Origin of the sequence: Streptomyces sp. NPDC046716 (genome assembly GCF_040645755.1) — a bacterium.
Taxonomy (GTDB): domain Bacteria; phylum Actinomycetota; class Actinomycetes; order Streptomycetales; family Streptomycetaceae; genus Streptomyces.
The window spans coordinates 141,663-156,292 of record NZ_JBEYYU010000004.1 but is presented as its reverse complement, the minus strand read 5'-3'; the positions used below and the strand labels follow the sequence as shown (position 1 = coordinate 156,292).

General features: G+C 73.2%; 14 protein-coding genes. 3 read left to right on the top strand and 11 right to left on the bottom strand.

Features of this window, described 5'->3' with window-relative positions:
• Position 1: 1 nt before the first annotated feature.
• On the top strand, positions 2 to 694 hold the full coding sequence (locus ABZ930_RS04710) for a DUF899 family protein (protein WP_361541415.1): 693 nt from the start codon (positions 2 to 4) through the stop codon (positions 692 to 694).
• A 188-nt stretch (positions 695 to 882) separates the two neighbouring features.
• Positions 883 to 1,230 carry an STAS domain-containing protein gene (locus ABZ930_RS04705; protein WP_361541412.1) on the top strand — a complete coding sequence of 116 codons (348 nt, stop codon included), beginning with the start codon at positions 883 to 885 and terminating at the stop codon, positions 1,228 to 1,230.
• 6 nt (positions 1,231 to 1,236) lie between these two features.
• Here the strand turns inward: ABZ930_RS04705 and ABZ930_RS04700 are convergent, their stop codons facing one another.
• A complete protein-coding gene (locus ABZ930_RS04700; protein ID WP_361541409.1) occupies positions 1,237 to 1,887 on the bottom strand; it encodes a DUF6226 family protein in 651 nt (216 codons plus the stop codon).
• A 9-nt stretch (positions 1,888 to 1,896) separates the two neighbouring features.
• Positions 1,897 to 3,429 (bottom strand): alpha/beta hydrolase, encoded by a 1,533-nt coding sequence (locus ABZ930_RS04695; protein ID WP_361541406.1) that lies wholly within the window; start codon positions 3,427 to 3,429, stop codon positions 1,897 to 1,899.
• A gap of 98 nt (positions 3,430 to 3,527) precedes the next feature.
• On the opposite strand from ABZ930_RS04695, the gene ABZ930_RS04690 reads away from it, so the two are divergent.
• The gene (locus tag ABZ930_RS04690; protein WP_361541403.1) at positions 3,528 to 4,469 is read left to right on the top strand and encodes a MerR family transcriptional regulator; all 942 of its coding nucleotides are present in this window, start codon (positions 3,528 to 3,530) and stop codon (positions 4,467 to 4,469) included.
• On the opposite strand, the gene ABZ930_RS04685 is transcribed toward ABZ930_RS04690, so the two are convergent.
• The 9 genes from ABZ930_RS04685 to ABZ930_RS04645 form a co-directional block, all read right to left on the bottom strand.
• The gene (locus tag ABZ930_RS04685; protein WP_361541400.1) at positions 4,462 to 4,770 is read right to left on the bottom strand and encodes a hypothetical protein; all 309 of its coding nucleotides are present in this window, start codon (positions 4,768 to 4,770) and stop codon (positions 4,462 to 4,464) included. The genes ABZ930_RS04690 and ABZ930_RS04685 overlap by 8 nt on opposite strands.
• Before the next feature lie 100 nt (positions 4,771 to 4,870).
• A complete protein-coding gene (locus ABZ930_RS04680) occupies positions 4,871 to 6,520 on the bottom strand; it encodes a thiamine pyrophosphate-binding protein (protein WP_361541397.1) in 1,650 nt (549 codons plus the stop codon).
• On the bottom strand, positions 6,517 to 7,341 hold the full coding sequence (locus ABZ930_RS04675; RefSeq protein WP_361541394.1) for a cyclase family protein: 825 nt from the start codon (positions 7,339 to 7,341) through the stop codon (positions 6,517 to 6,519). Before ABZ930_RS04675 ends, ABZ930_RS04680 begins: the two co-directional genes overlap by 4 nt.
• 106 nt (positions 7,342 to 7,447) lie before the next feature.
• Positions 7,448 to 8,662, bottom strand: coding sequence for an amidohydrolase (locus ABZ930_RS04670; protein WP_361541392.1), 1,215 nt, complete (start codon positions 8,660 to 8,662; stop codon positions 7,448 to 7,450).
• A 51-nt stretch (positions 8,663 to 8,713) separates the two neighbouring features.
• Complete coding sequence (locus ABZ930_RS04665) at positions 8,714 to 9,727, bottom strand: oligopeptide/dipeptide ABC transporter ATP-binding protein (protein WP_361541389.1); 1,014 nt, start codon at positions 9,725 to 9,727, stop codon at positions 8,714 to 8,716.
• Entirely contained in the window at positions 9,724 to 10,743 is a 1,020-nt protein-coding gene (locus ABZ930_RS04660; RefSeq protein ID WP_361541386.1) for an ABC transporter ATP-binding protein, read from the bottom strand. The genes ABZ930_RS04665 and ABZ930_RS04660 overlap by 4 nt, the downstream gene beginning before the upstream one ends.
• Positions 10,743 to 11,744 carry an ABC transporter permease gene (locus ABZ930_RS04655; protein WP_361541383.1) on the bottom strand — a complete coding sequence of 334 codons (1,002 nt, stop codon included), beginning with the start codon at positions 11,742 to 11,744 and terminating at the stop codon, positions 10,743 to 10,745. The genes ABZ930_RS04660 and ABZ930_RS04655 overlap by 1 nt, the downstream gene beginning before the upstream one ends.
• A gap of 2 nt (positions 11,745 to 11,746) precedes the next feature.
• Complete coding sequence (locus tag ABZ930_RS04650) at positions 11,747 to 13,483, bottom strand: ABC transporter substrate-binding protein (RefSeq protein ID WP_361541380.1); 1,737 nt, start codon at positions 13,481 to 13,483, stop codon at positions 11,747 to 11,749.
• A gap of 36 nt (positions 13,484 to 13,519) precedes the next feature.
• Positions 13,520 to 14,572 carry an ABC transporter permease gene (locus ABZ930_RS04645; RefSeq protein WP_361541377.1) on the bottom strand — a complete coding sequence of 351 codons (1,053 nt, stop codon included), beginning with the start codon at positions 14,570 to 14,572 and terminating at the stop codon, positions 13,520 to 13,522.
• Positions 14,573 to 14,630: the final 58 nt, after the last annotated feature.

Here is a 14,630-nt window from a genome sequence, read left to right as displayed (position 1 = left end):
CATGTCCAGTACCGAGCACGCCCTGCCGCCCGTCGTCGACGCCGCCACCTGGGAGAAGGAGCTGGCGGCGCTGCGGGTGCGGGAGAAGGCGGCCACGCGTGAGCTCGACGCGATCGCCGCGCAGCGCCGCCGGCTGCCGATGGTCGAGATGCCGGACTACGTCCTGGAGGGAGCGGACGGTCCGGTCCGGCTCGCCGAGATCTTCGACGGGCATCCGCAGCTCATCGTGTACAGCCACATGTGGCACGAGGGCGCCGAGTGGCAGTGCGGCGGCTGCACCGGTTTCACCTCCCAGTTCACCCGGCTCCTGGGCCTGGAGAAGTTCGACGCCCGCTTCGTGATCGTCACGCAGGGCCCCATCGACGAAGCCCTCGCCTACCGGAGCAGGGTCGGGAACAGGATGGACTGGTACTCGACGGCCCACAGCTCCTTCGGCACCGACGTGGGCGCCCCGCCGAACGGCGGCTTCGGGGTGAACGTGTTCCTGCGCGACGGCGACACGGTGTACCGGACCTGGCACACCGACGGCCGCGGCACCGAGCAGTTGAGCCACCTGTTCCCCCTGGTGGACGTCCTGCCGTACGGGCGCCAGGAGGTCTGGCAGGACTCCCCCGACGGGTGGCCGCAGGGGCCGACGTACAGCCGCTGGGCGTCCCCGCAGGAGATCGCGGAGGCCTACGGCGCGGAGGACTGACCGGGCCCGAGGCCGTCGAACAGAAGGGGCGTGACCGAGCGCCCGTGCGGGTCGTTGGTAGGGAGTAGGCCCGAACTGTGCCCGGCGGGGCGGCAGTCGGGCCCACCGGTGCTTCTATGGGACGTGCCGAAAAGAACATGCCGGGGGCAGTTCCCTCACCGCTCCCACCGACACCAGGGGGCGCCGAGGTGAACGCGACCACTCCGCCGTCACTCGTCATCAATGTCGTCGACACGGGCGACACGGTCCTGTTCCGCGTCCGCGGCGAACTCGACCTGCGCACCGGTCCGCGCCTGGACCGGGCGCTGACGCCGTTCCACGGGCGCTGCTGCGAACTAGATCTGGCCGAGGTGCCGTTCACCGACTCGACGGGGGTGAACCTCCTCGTCCGGCACCACCGGAACGCCGTGCGCGCCGGTGGCAGCCTGCGGCTCGTGTCCGTCACGCGGCCGGTGCTGCGCGTGCTGCGGCTCACCGGGACGGACGCCCTCCTCCTGCCCGGGGACGGCCCGCCCGGGGAGCCGGGCGGCTCCTGACGCGCCTCAGCCCCACGCCGGTCCGCTCACCACCCGGTGGGGCGAGCGCCCGGCCCTGGCCGCGCCCAGGGCCTCCTCGGGCGTCGCGCCGGACGGCGGCCAGTTGCTCGCCGACCAGGTCTCCCCGGTGCCGACGATCACCCGGCCCGCTCCGGCGTCGATGTGCGTGAGCGTGCCGCTGACCACGGCGACGACCGCGTCGTCCAGCAGTTCCAGCAGCCCTTCGGAGCCGTCGTCGCACGCGTCGCAGCCGCAGTCCGGCACTTGCTCCACCGGGACCGCGGGCTCGCCCGCCCCGACCACGACCACGGTGCGCGGCACGTCGTCGATCGCGCCGAAGCCGAGGACCAGCGGGACGGCGTCCGCGCGGGCCGGCCGCAGCAGGACGGGACCGCTCAAGGGCGCGTCCGGGGTACGCAGCCACAGGCCCGCCGGGTCGCCGACCGGCTCCGCCGTGGCCAGGCCCCGCCCGCACAGCACCCGGATCCACGCGTCGGCGCGGGCGGCGAGAATGCGGTACTTGCCCGGGTCGAGGCAGCGCGAGTACTCCTCGTCGAGCGGGCCCCGGTCGGGGTGCGGGTCGGCCCACGCGGGGGTGTCCGCCCCGGTGTCGGCGAACGCCGCGTCGACGGCCGCCCGCAGCTCCTTCTGGTTCATGGCCGCACTCTAACGCCGCGCGGTGAGCCGCCGGAGGACGCGCCGCATCGCCTCCCGCACCGCGTCCCGCGCGCTGTCGGTGTGGTCGAGTCCCTCGAAGGCGTGCGGCGCGTCGGGGACGTCGACGACCTCGACCGGCGCGCCGCCCGCCTCGGCCGCCGCGAGGAACTCCGCGACCGTCGCGGCGACCGCGGACGCCTCCCGGCCCACCCGGACGAGGACGAACGGCGGTGTGCCGCCCCGCGCCACCACCTCGGCGGGCCTGAACCGGGCGTCGTTCACGCCCCAGCCGGGCAGCGGAGCCATGATCGGGTAACTGGCGGCCAGACACCGCAGCCACGCCGGTCGCGCGCCGAGCCACGGCGCGGTCAGCGGCCCGCTGCCGGAGAGGAACCACAGGGCGATGCGGTCCGCGTCCACCCGGGGATCGGCCCGCACCTCGGCCACCGCCGCCTCGATGTCGGCGGCGGCCGTCGGATAGGCGGTCACCGCGTGCAGCCGGTGGTCGAGCGTCACGCCGACCACGCCCTGGTCGGCGGCGTAGCGGGCGTACCCGATCAGGGTCGGCCAGTCGCGCGGTGTCGGTTCCGCGCCCTCGGGCACCGGCCCGCCGTGCACGAACACGATCGCGGGCCGTGGCGTCCGCGCGGCGTCCTCGGGGACGTACAGGTCGAGGGTGCCGCGTCGCTCCCGGGGCCGCTCGGTGACGTCCAGGAGGAAGGGCTTGAGGTAGCCCGCCGTCGCCGGGTCCTCGGCCGCGCTCCCGTCGGCGGTGTCCACGAGGCTCTGCCCGCCCCCCGCGGCCGCGGCGAGCAGCACCTCGGCGAGTCGGCCGGCGCAGGACAGCATCGGCCAGTGTCCGGTGGGCAGTTCGAAGAAGGTGACCTCGGGCCGGGCCAGCGCCTTCAGCATCGGATCGCCGAAGCTCAGCAGCATGCGGAGGGTCGCAAGGGTCGCGCCGCTCTCCGCGCACAGCACACCGGTGGTCGGCGGCAGCTCCGCTCCGGACAGGCGCAGCGGCCGCAGCAGGGTGCCGAGCGGCTGCGGCGCGGCGAGCGCGGTGAGCCGGTCGAGCGCCGCGTCGGACACGCCCGCGGTGCTCCCCCAGCGCCGCCACGCGTCCCGTGCGGGCGGCGGGAGCACCCCGTCGGCGTCCCCGGCGGCGGCCAGCCGCTCGCGCAGTTCCTGGTCGGGCACGGTGGCCAGCGCCGGTACGCCGTCGCCCACCGGGGCCGTGTCCACGTAGACGATCCTGGCGACGCGCCCCGGTCGCCGGTCGGCGGCGCCCACCGCGGGATGCACGCCGTAGTCGTGGCCGACGAGCACGATCTCCGGGACGCCGCCGTCGGCCGCCGCGTCGATCGCGTCGATGGTCGCGACGACCCGGGCGATGTCCGCCTCCAGGTCCGCCCCGTCCCCTGACCGCAGCCCCGGCAGGTCCACGGGGTGCGCCCGTACGCCCTCGCCCTCCAGCCGGGCGGCCGTCTCCCGCCACACGTGCGATCCGGTGAACAGCCCTGGCACCAGCACGAATTCCGTCATCGCATGCGCTCCTCGGATCTCTCGCGGCCGTGGTCCGGTCCGTCGCCGGGCCGCGCTCGCGGGTACGTTAGGAACTCCCCCAGAGGGAGGTTCAAGTGATGCCGGATCCGGGTTCCGACGGGCTGTGGAGCATCGGTGAGCTCGCCGAGCAGGCGGGCACCACGGTGAAGACGGTCCGCTTCTACTCCGACAGCGGTCTGCTGCCGGAGCGTCGGCGCAGCGCGGGCGGGCACCGCCGCTACGCACCGGACGCCCTGGACCGGCTGCGGCTGATCCGTTCCCTTCGGGGGCTCGGCCTGCCCGTCCCTGAGATCCGCCGCGTCGTCGACGAACGGGCGGGTGCGCAGGGCGTGTTGGAGGACGCCGTCGCGGGGCAGCTCCGCACGCTCGGCTCGCGGCTCAGCGCGCTGCGCTGGCAGGAGGCAGCGCTGCACCTGGTGCACTCCTGTCCGCCGGAGGAGCGCGCGGACCGGTTGCGGCTCGTCGGCTCGCTGGGTACGCCGCCCAGTACGGCCCCGCTGGCCGGGTTCTGGCGCGGGTGGCTGCCGCCGCGGATGCCGGCCGTGTCCCGGGCAGCCTTCCTGGAGGCCGCCGTGCCGCAGCCGCCCGACGCACCGGCCCCGGCGCAGGTGCTCGCGTTCGCCCGGCTGTGCGCCCTGGTCTCCCGGCCCTGCGGCGGCGACACGCCCACGCAGCCGGCCGCCCACCGCGCGGCGGGCGCGCGGGAGTCCGCGCTGCTGTACGCGGGACTCGCCGAGGCCTACGCCCTGGCGGCCCCGCAGCTGCGCGCGGGCGCCGATCCCGCCGGGGGCGAGGCGCTGGACTGCTTCGTGGCGACGTACGCAGGCGTGGCCGGCTGCCGCGACACCGCGGACTTCCGGCGCGGGCTCGCCGGTCAGCTCTCGGCCGATCCGCGGCTCGACGGCTACTGGGCCCTCGTGGCGGAGCTGATCACACCGCCGGGCGGGGCCCCGGAGCCGACGCCGGGCAGCGCCCACGACTGGCTGCTGGCGGCGCTCCACGGGCAGACCGTCAGCTGACGTCCGCCGCCGTGAACTCCGCGACGAGGGCGGCCGGGTTGGCGCGCGCGGTCAGCGCGAACATGGCGTCCGGGTCGAACATGTCGTAGAGGACCACCGGCACCGCCCGGCCCAGCGCCCCGACGATCCGTCCGCTCCGGTGCAGCCGTCGGGCCGCGTCGACGCAGACGCCGGCGAACCAGTCGGCCAGCTCCTCGTCCCGCTCGCCGGGGTCCTCGTCGTCCGCGTACCAGAGCCCCCGGGCCAGCGCGTCCCGGCGGCACAGGTCCGCCCCGCCGTCGTCGCGTCCGACGGAACGCACGCCCTCCAGGAGTCAAAGGCCGGGAACGCGGCGACGGTCTCGTCCACGCAACGTTCGACATGCCCTTGGAACGTCATCGTGCCCCTCTGCTCCCGCTGCCTCAGTGTCCGCGAAACGCCTCTTCGAGCCACCACGAGCCGTGCTCCCGCACGACCTTGGCGTCGATGAGGAGCGGCGCGGCCCGTGGTCCGGTGACCCAGTCGCGTACGGCCTTCAGATCGGCGGGGGCGCGGACGGTCACCGCCTCGAAGCCGTAGCCGCGCGCCACGGCGGCGATGTCGGTGGGCGGGAACTCGACCGTGGAGAGCGGGAATCCGTGCGGGCCGAAGTGGTGCACCTCCGCTCCGTACGCGTCGTCGTTGTAGACGACGACCACCATGGGCAGGCCGAGCCGGCGCACGGTGTCGAGTTCGACGGCGCTCATCAGGGCGCCGCCGTCACCGAGCGCGGCCACCGGGAGCCGGTCGGGGCGGGCCAGGGCCGCGCCGACGGTGGTGGCGAGGCCGAGCCCGATGGACTGGAACGCCTGGGTGAAACACAGGCCCTGGGCGTCGGGGACGGACAGGTACATGGTCGGGTGGCCCATGAAGTTGCCTGAGTCGATCCCGATCACGCGCTCGGCGGGGAGGATGTCGTCGAGGGCGATGCTGAGGGTGCGCGGGTCGATGCGGTCCCGGGTGGACTCGTCCTCGTACGGGATGTCGCGCCAGCGCAGCCGGGTGGCGAGCGCGTCGCGGACGGCCGGGGTGCGGTAGCCCGTGCCGGTGGCGTCGCCGAGCGCGGTCCCGACGCCCTCGGCCGTCAGGCGGACGTCGCCGGTGACGCCGAGGTGGACGGGGCGCTGTCCGCCGAGCGCGTCCGGGTCGTCGTCGACCTGGACGAGGGTGGCGTCGGGGCCGATGAGGCGGCCGTGCCGGGTGGTCCACATGGTCAGGGAGCAGCCCCAGGCGACGATCGCGTCGGCGCCCTCGATGAGTTCGGCGGCCAGCGGCGAGGCGAAGCCGCCGGAGACGTCGAGCGACCACGGGCTGCCGACGAAGAGCCCGCGGGCCACCGCCGAGGTGGCGAGCAGCGCGCCGCACCGTTCGGCGAGCCGTTCCAGTGCCTCCCGGCAGCCGGGGCCGCGCGCACCGCGTCCGGCGATGAACACCGGGCGTTCGGCGCGGGCGAGGACGTCGGCGAGGGCGGCGAGGCCGTCGGCGGCGGGTGCGACGGCGGGGCGTGGCGTCGGCGGGGCGACGGCGGCCAGGGCCGCTTCCGCGTCGGGGACCTCCTGGGCCTGGATGTCGAGCGGCAGGTTCAGGACGACGGTGCGCCGCTCGTGCACGGCGAGGCGCACGGCGGCGAGGGTCTGCGCGACGGCGTCGGCGGCCGAGGTGACGCGGGCGCTCTGCGCGCCGAGCGCCTCGGCGAGCGCGGGCTGGTCGACGAAGAAGTTCGAGCGCGGCCGGGACGCCTGCGCCGCGACGACGACCAGGGGCGTGCGGCTCTTGGCGGCCTCGCCGATGCCGGTGAGGGCGTTGGTGAGCCCGCAGCCCTGGTGGACGCTGAGCGCCGCCACGGATCCGCTGACCCGGGCGTAGGCGTCGGCCATGGTGGCGGCGCCGCCCTCGTGGCGGGTGGCGACGAAGCGGGCGCCGGCCGCCGCCATGGCGTTGGTGACGTGGAAGTTGCCGGAGCCGACGACGCCGAAGACCTGCCCGACCCCGGCGGCGACCAGGGTGCGGCCGACCACCTCGGCGACGTTCATGACGGCTGCCCCGTGCGCTCGACGAGGGCGAGGACCCGGGCGGGCGCGCCGGAGCCGGACACGATGGGCAGCGGTCCCGCGATCACCACGGCGCCGGTGGGCGGCAGTTGGGCCAGGTTCTGGAGTTGTGTCAGCCCGTACTTGCCGCTGCCCATGAGGTACGAGTGACAGGGGAACGCGGGGTCGAAGCCGTGCGCCCGGCCCGCGTCGGTGCCCACCGTCTCCACGCCGAGCCCGATCACCGGGGTCTGCTCGGCGACCCAGCGGGCGCACTCCGCGGAGAGTCCCGGGGTGTGCGGTCCGCTCTCGTCGGCGTTGAGGAAGGTGTCCTGCGCGCCCGACCTGCTGCTCCATCCGGTCCGCACGAACAGCCAGCCGCCGTCGGGCAGCGCGCCGTGCCGGTCCTGCCAGGCGTCGATGTGCGCGCGCTCCACGAGGAAGTCGGCGTCCTTCGCGGCCTCCTCGGTGACGTCGAGCACCGCCGCGGGCGCGACGAGCCGCCCGGCCGGGACGGAGGCGATGTCGGCCAGGTCCCGGCCGGTGACCCAGTGGTTGGGGGCGTCGAAGTGGGTGCCGGTGTGCTCGCCGGACCGGAAGTTGTTCCAGTACCAGGCGGGCCCCCGGTCGTCGTACCGGCTGATCTCCTCCAGCTCGAAGACCGCGGTCTGCCCGAACTCCGGAGGCAGCTGGAGCACCGGCGTCGTGGACGTCAACGGCGCGGTGAGATCGACGACTTGGATCGTGCCGCCCCGCAACGCGGCCACCAGAGCGGCGAGTACGGACGGCGACTCTGCTGCGGCTGCTGCCGTGGGATCGGACATGCCTGCATCCTGAAGGCAGCGGCGGGGGCGCACAAGCGTCCGGTCGCCCCGGGCGCCCGCGGGCGCGCCGCCTGTCGTGGCGGCGTGCCCGCGGGGCCGGCCGGGATCAGCCGGCGTCGACCAGTTCGAGGCCGTCGGCCACGACCCGTCCGTCGTGCAGGACCGTGCGGTCGGTGCCGCGGTCCATGACGGCGCTGCTGGGCGTCTCGCCGTCGACGAGCAGCAGGTCGGCGCGGTCGCCCACGGCGAGGCCCGGCCGGTCGCCGACCCCGGCGAGCCGGGGCACGTCGTGGCTCATGATCGAGGCGCCGCCCATGCTCGCCACCGCCAGGCACATCTCGATGTGCTCGTCGCGGCGGAAGTTGTTGGTGAAGGCGAGCTGCCAGGTGCGGTCGAGCAGGTCGCAGTTGCCGTAGGGGCTCCAGTAGTCGCGCTGTCCGTCCTCGCCGAGGCCGACGCGGACGCCCGCCTCGGTGAGCGCGGCGAGGGAGAGCTGGTTGCGGGCGGCGGGGGCCACGGTCGCCATGGCGATGTCCAGCTCGGCGAACTCCTCGATGAGGCGGCGGCTGGTCGCTTCGTTGACGGAGCCCAGCTCGTAGGCGTGCGACATCGTGACCTTGCCCTGCATACCGAGCGCCCGGACCCGCTCCAGGATCAGGTCGGTGGAGAACACGCCGAGCTCGCCGGGCTCGTGGAGGTGGATGTCGACCTCGACGCCGTACTTCTCGGCGAGCCCGAAGACGACGTCGAGGTGGCCCTTGGGGTCGCGGTCCAGGGTGCAGGGGTCGATGCCGCCCATCACGTCGGCGCCCGCCTTGAGCGAGGCCTCCAGGTAGTCGGCGGTGCCCGGCTCGAGCAGGATGCCGGCCTGCGGGAACGTCATGATCTGGACGTCGGCGAGATGCCCGTACTTCTCCTTGGCGGCGACGACCGCCTCGAACTTCTCCAGCTTGCAGTCGACGTCGACCTGCGCGTACGTGCGCACCCGCGTCGTACCGCGCGCGATCATGCGCTCCAGGGTGCCGGCGACGCGCTCGGGCAGGGCGATCTCCGCGTCGCGCCAGTTCTCGCGGTCGTTCATCATCATCGTCCACACGCCGGGCCCGCCGGTGTGCGGGCGGAACGGCAGGCCGATGCGGGTGGAGTCCAGGTGGACGTGGACGTCGCTGAAGGACGGCAGGAGCAGTCGGCCGCGGCCCTCGACGACCTCTCCGGCGGGCGTGGCCGCCGGGTCGTGCGGGCGGATCGCGGTGATGCGGGTGCCGTCGACGGTCACGTCGCTGCGCTCGCCGCCCCAGGGGCGGACGTCACGGATGAGCATGTGGTGCGACTTCCTTACTTCGGTGAGGTGTTCACGGTGTGTGCTGACGGGTCAGTGGGTCGGGACGGCCCGGTCGGCGAAGTGACACGCGGGTCCCTCGCCGTCCGGCACCGGTGGGGTCTCCCCCGCGCAGCGCGCCTGCTCGGCCTCGCCGAGGGTGGGGCGCAGCGGGCACCGCGTACGGAACACGCAGCCGGACGGGGGGTTCGCCGGGGTGGGCAGGTCTCCGGTGAGGCGGATCCTGCGCGCCCGGTCGGCGTCCGGGTCGGGCTGGGGGACGGCGGAGAGCAGGGCGCGGGTGTAGGGGTGGCGGGGCTGGTCGAAGACCTCCCGGGTGGCCCCGCTCTCCATGATCTTTCCGAGGTACATGACCGCGACGCGGTCGGCGAAGTGCCGTACGACGGACAGGTCGTGGGCGATGAAGAGGTACGAGACGCCGGTGTCGGACTGGATGTCCTGGAGGAGGTTGACGACCTGGGCCTGGACGGAGACGTCGAGGGCGGAGACCGGCTCGTCGCAGATGATCAGGCGGGGTTCGAGGGCGAGCGCGCGGGCGATGCCGACGCGCTGCTTCTGGCCGCCGGAGAACTCGTGCGGGAACCGGTTGTAGTGGTCGGGGCGCAGGCCCACGCGGTCCATCAGTTCCCGGACGCGCGTCTTGACGCCGCCGGCCGGGTCGATGCCCTGGGCGTACAGCGGCGCGGCGATCGCGGCGCCCACGGTCTGCCGGGGATTGAGGGACGAGGACGGGTTCTGGAAGACCATCTGCACCTGGCGGCGGTACTCCTGCGCCTCTGCCCGGTTCAGCGAGCCGACGTCGCGGCCGTCCAGCAGGACGGTGCCGGAGGTCGGTTCGAGCAGACGCATCAGGAGCCGGCCGGTGGTGGACTTGCCGCAGCCCGACTCGCCGACGATGCCGAGGGTCTGCCCGGCGCCCACGGAGAAGCTCACGCCGTCGACGGCCTTGACCGGGGCGCCGCCCCGGCCCAGCAGGCCGCCGCGCCCGCGGAAGTGCTTGGTCAGTCCGCGCGCCTCCAGGAGCGGCGGCTGCTCGGTGGTGGTCATCGCACGGCCTCCGCGGCGTCGGTGAGGGTCTCCAGGTGGCACCGGGAGGGATGATCGGCGGTGTCGGCCGTGCGGAACGCGGGGCGCTCGCCGTGGCACCGTCCGTCGGGTACACGGTGGGCCTGCGGGCAGCGCTCGGCGAAGAGGCAGCCGTCCGGCAGGGCGAGCAGCGACGGCGGGAAGCCCGGGATGGGGCGCAGCCGTTCGCCGTCGTCGCCGAGAGTGGGCATGGAGGCGAGCAGGCCCTGGGTGTAGGGGTGGCGCGGGTCCCGGAAGAGTTCGCGCACGCTGCCCCGCTCCACACACTGTCCGCCGTACATGACGGCGACATGGTGGCAGACCTCGGCGACGACGCCGAGGTCGTGGGTGACGAGGACGACGGCGGTGCCGGTCTCCTGCTGGAGCTCGCCGAGCAGTTCGAGGATCTGCGCCTGGACGGTGACGTCGAGGGCGGTCGTCGGCTCGTCGGCGATGAGCAGTTCGGGTTCGCAGACCAGCGCCATGGCGATCATGGCGCGCTGGCGCATGCCGCCGGAGAACTCGTGCGGGAAGGCGCGGGCGCGCCGCCTGGGGTCGGGGATGCCGACCCGGCCGAGCATGTCGACGGCGACGTCGAGGGCGGCCTTCCGCGACACCCGATTGTGCACCCGGTACGCCTCGGCGATCTGGGCGCCGACGGTGTGGAAGGGGTGCATCGCGGAGAGCGGGTCCTGGAAGATCATGGCGATCTTCTTGCCGCGCCAGGTCCGCATCCGGTCCTCGGTCAGGGAGTTGAGGTCGGTGCCGTCGAGCAGGATCTCGCCGGTGACCTCGGCGCGGGTCTCCTTGAGCAGGCCCATCAGCGCCTGGCTGGTGACGGTCTTGCCGGAGCCGGACTCGCCGACGATGCCGAGGGTCTCGCCCCGGTTCAGGGTGAGGTCCATGCCGTTGACGGCGTGCACGAGCCCGTCGTCGGTCGGGAAGGTGACGTGCAGGTCCCGGATGCGCAACAGGGGTTGATCGGTGACGGTGGTCATCAGGCGGCCCTCACTCGCGGGTCGATGACGGCGTAGACGGCGTCGACGACGACATTGGCGACGATGATGAAGAAGGCGGCGAGCAGGGTGATCGCCATGGTCACGGGCAGATCGCCGGCCTGCGCGGCGCGGACGGCGGTGAAGCCGACGCCGGGGACGGAGAAGATCTGCTCGGTGAGGACGGCGCCGCCGAGCAGCAGGCCGATGTCGAGGCCGAGCATGGTGACGACGGGGGTGAGCCCGGCGCGCGCTCCGTGCCGGACGACCATCACGGTCCTGGACAGGCCCTTGGCGCGGGCGGTGCGCATGAAGTCCTCGCCGAACGTCTCCAGCATGGAGCTGCGGGTGACGCGGATGTACTGGGCGCTGAACAGCACGGCGAGTGCGACCCAGGGCAGCAGGTAGTTCTGGAACCAGCCGCCGAACCCCGCCGGTCCGAACGGGGACGTGATGGCGTTGGTGGTGAACGGCAGCAGGTCGAACGTCGAGACGAAGACGAGCAGCAGGAGCAGTCCGGTGACGGGGATCGGCAGCGAGACCCCGATGGAGGCGCCGCCCACGATCAGCTTGTCGACGAGCTTGTTCTTGCGCAGCGCGGCGAGCGTGCCGAGGGTGACGCCGACGAGCGTCCACAGCACGATCGCGCCGACGGCGACGGACACCGTGTACGGCAGGGCGCGTTCCAGCACGGCGGTGACGTCCTCGTTGGTCTGGAACGACTTCCCGAAGCAGGGCCATTCGCAGAGCGACTGCGCTCCGGCCGCGCCGACCGTCCGCCCGTGGAAGAGGCCGGACATGTAGGTCAGGTACTGGGTGAGGAACGGCTTGTCCATGCCGAGGGCGACGCGCGCCTCGGCCACGCGCTGCGGCGTGCACTCCTGTCCGCAGGCCGCGGCGGCCGGGTCGGCGGGCCCGAACTGGAAGAGGGTGAAGGTGACGAAGCTGATGACGATCAGCAGGAGGACGGTGGCGCCGAAGCGCCGGAGCAGAAAGGCGGCCATGGTCACCCCTTCTTGGACACGACCGAGACGGTCGAGAGGTCGATGGAGCCGAAGAAGTAACCGACTTGCGCGTTGCGGATGTCGGATCCCACGACGCTGCGGGTGACGTTCCTGATCAGCGGCACGAGCGGGTAGTCCTGCATGCCGCGGTCGAAGAGCTTCGCCCACTTGCGGCCGAGTTCCTCGCTGGTGCCGTTCTCCCCGCGCAGCTCGTACATGGCGCGGGCGATCTCCGGGTCGTGGAAGCGCGGGATGTTGGAGAAGCCGAAGCTCTTGCCGTCGACGCTCGGGCCCAGGTTGGGGTCGATGGTGGTGCGCACCGAGCCGCTGTCGGCGCCGCCGCACCAGCCGCTGCGGGCGATGTCGGGCATGTTGGAGCCGGCGAGCGTCGTGTAGTAGTTCGCGGCGGGGATGGGGCGCAGTTCGAGGTCGATGCCGAGCTGCTTGAGGTTCTGCTGGAGCGAGGTGCCCATGTTCTTGTAGCGGGGCGTGGCGTCGGCGTATCCGTAGACGAGCTTCTTCGGGTAGTCCCGGTCCTTCAGCAGCTTCTTGGCCGCCGCGAGCCGGGGCTGGCCCGCCGGGTCGAGTCCGGTGTGCTGGGTGACGTAACCGCGCTGGTCGGGGTTGATGTACGACTGCGTGAGCTTGCCGAAGCGGGCGCCGCCGTACTGGAGCTGGATGGCCTTGCGGTCGATGGCGAGCGCGATGGCCTCCCGGACGACCGGGTCCTTGACCGACTCGGTGTTGAAGTCGAGGACGTCGGTGCAGCCGATCAGGCCGGACGCGGTGCGCCGGGCGACGCCGGGCTCGTCGAGCTTCGCCGCGTCGGACGCCTGGAGCCCGCCCGAGCTGTCGAGGGTGAGGGCCGTGGGGTCGGAGTCGGCGAGCAGCTGCTGGCTGATGGTCGACTGGGCGGTGGAGAGGCTGAAGGTGAAGGTGTCCGGCAGCGCGCTGCGGTTCGGGTCGGTGGCCGGGTCCCAGTTCTTGTTGCGGACGAGCTTCATGGAGCGCCCGCGGTCGTACTGCGCGATCTTGTACGGGCCCGTGGACACCGGGTGGTTGGTGTAGTCGAGCTTGGTGTCCTTGGCCTTGGGCACGGGCGCGGTGTTGGAGCGGGAGACGAGCGCGGGGAACTCGGCGAACGGCTGCTTCAGCTTGAAGACGACCGTACGGGCGTCGGGCGTCTCGATGCCCTTGAAGTCACCGGCGGAGCCCTTGGCGTACGGGCCCTTGTAACCGTCGTCGGACAGGGCGGAGTTCAGCTCCTGCGGCGCCTGGGTGTACACGTCGCGGGCGTAGGTCCGCTCGACGCCGTACTTGACGTCCCTGGCGGTGATCGGCGAGCCGTCCTCGAACTTCAGCCCCTTCTTGAGGGTGTACGTCCAGGTGAGGCCGTCCTTGGAGACCTTGCCGAGGTCGGTGGCGAGGTCGGGGACGATCTTCGGGGGCTTGCCCGCCTCCTCCTTGGCCATGGTGAGGGTGCGGTAGTAGAGCTGGCCGACGTTGGCCGTCTGGACGTAGTTGCTGTTGCCCGGGTCGAGGGTCTGGAAGTCGGTGGACATCAGGACGTTGACGTTGCCGCCCCTGGTGGTGTCGCCGTCGCCGACCTCGACGGCCTCGAAGGCGTCGGCGGGGGCGTTGGAGCCCGAGCCGGGCGCGGGCTTCGGGCCGCCGCAGGCGGTGAGGGTCAGCCCGGCGCTCACCGTCAGGGCGAGGGCTCCCACGGTGCGTCGATTCACTGCTGCTCCTGGGGTTCGTGGCGTGGACGGACGGGGTCAGCCACGGGAGGACTTGGGGTCGAGGGCGTCGCGGACGGCGTCGCCGAGCAGGTTGAAGGCCAGCACCGTGAGGACGAGGGCTCCGGCGGGGACGGCGAGGAACCAGGGGTCCGTCAGGTACCAGTTGCCGGCCTGGGCGGCGTTGAGCATCTGTCCCCAGGAGGGGGTGGGGTCCTTGACGCCGACGCCGAGGAAGGACAGCGCGGCCTCGGCGGTGATGTTCGTGGGGATCATCATCGTGGCGTAGACGAGGACGACGCCCATCACGTTGGGCACGATCTGCTTGACGATGATCGTGCGGTGCGAGGCGCCGTAGGCGCGGGCCGCCTCGACGAACTCCTGCTCCCTGATGGACAGCACCTGGCCGCGTACGACGCGGGCGAGATAGGCCCAGCCGAAGAAGCCGAGGATGATCACGAGCGAGGCGATCGGCAGCAGGCTGCCCTCCCCCAGCGCCGTGTCGCCGAGCCGGGACTGCAGGATCGGGGTCAGCGAGAGCACGAGCAGCAGGTGCGGGAAGGCCAGGAAGAGGTCCATGACCCGGCTGATCACCATGTCGACCTTGCCGCCGAAGTAGCCGGCGGCGGCACCGAGGAGCGTGCCGAGGACGACGGAGACGACGGTCGCGAGCAGCGCGATGACCAGGGAGACCTGGGCGCCGTGCGCCATGCGGGCGAAGATGTCGCGGCCCAGGCCCGGTTCGACGCCGAGCCAGTGGTCGGCGGACGGATAGCGGTAGTAGGGCAGCGGGAGCCCCGGCGTGCCGTAGTCGTCGAGGACGTCCGGGCTGGTGCGGGTGGTGTACGGGTCCTGGCCCTCGACTGCGCTGAGCAGCGGGGCCAGCGCCGCGAACAGAATCATGAGGACCACCACGGCGAGCGCGGCGAGGGCGATCCTGCTGCGCCGGATGCGCAGCCATGCGGTGCCGAGCAGGGAGCGGGCGGCCACCGCCGGCGGGGCCGTGGCCGGCCGGGCGGCGCTGGAGTTGGGCTCGCCGCCGGCCTCGGCGCCGGAAGGCGGCCGGGCGGGCAGCACGGGGGAATCCGTCACGTCGCGTGATCCATTCGGCGTTCGGGGGAAGGTTGGCGGGACGGTATACCAAGAAAGC

Excerpts from the sequence above, each read along its gene's own strand:
- ABZ930_RS04695 (WP_361541406.1), bottom strand. The coding sequence starts at position 3,429 with ATGACGGAATTCGTGCTGGTGCCAGGGCTGTTCACCGGATCGCACGTG.
- ABZ930_RS04700 (WP_361541409.1), bottom strand. The coding sequence starts at position 1,887 with ATGAACCAGAAGGAGCTGCGGGCGGCCGTCGACGCGGCGTTCGCCGAC.
- ABZ930_RS04660 (WP_361541386.1), bottom strand. The coding sequence starts at position 10,743 with ATGACCACCGTCACCGATCAACCCCTGTTGCGCATCCGGGACCTGCAC.
- ABZ930_RS04680 (WP_361541397.1), bottom strand. The coding sequence starts at position 6,520 with ATGAACGTCGCCGAGGTGGTCGGCCGCACCCTGGTCGCCGCCGGGGTC.
- ABZ930_RS04675 (WP_361541394.1), bottom strand. The coding sequence starts at position 7,341 with ATGTCCGATCCCACGGCAGCAGCCGCAGCAGAGTCGCCGTCCGTACTC.
- ABZ930_RS04710 (WP_361541415.1), top strand. The coding sequence starts at position 2 with ATGTCCAGTACCGAGCACGCCCTGCCGCCCGTCGTCGACGCCGCCACC.
- ABZ930_RS04665 (WP_361541389.1), bottom strand. The coding sequence starts at position 9,727 with ATGACCACCACCGAGCAGCCGCCGCTCCTGGAGGCGCGCGGACTGACC.
- ABZ930_RS04690 (WP_361541403.1), top strand. The coding sequence starts at position 3,528 with ATGCCGGATCCGGGTTCCGACGGGCTGTGGAGCATCGGTGAGCTCGCC.
- ABZ930_RS04670 (WP_361541392.1), bottom strand. The coding sequence starts at position 8,662 with ATGCTCATCCGTGACGTCCGCCCCTGGGGCGGCGAGCGCAGCGACGTG.
- ABZ930_RS04655 (WP_361541383.1), bottom strand. The coding sequence starts at position 11,744 with ATGGCCGCCTTTCTGCTCCGGCGCTTCGGCGCCACCGTCCTCCTGCTG.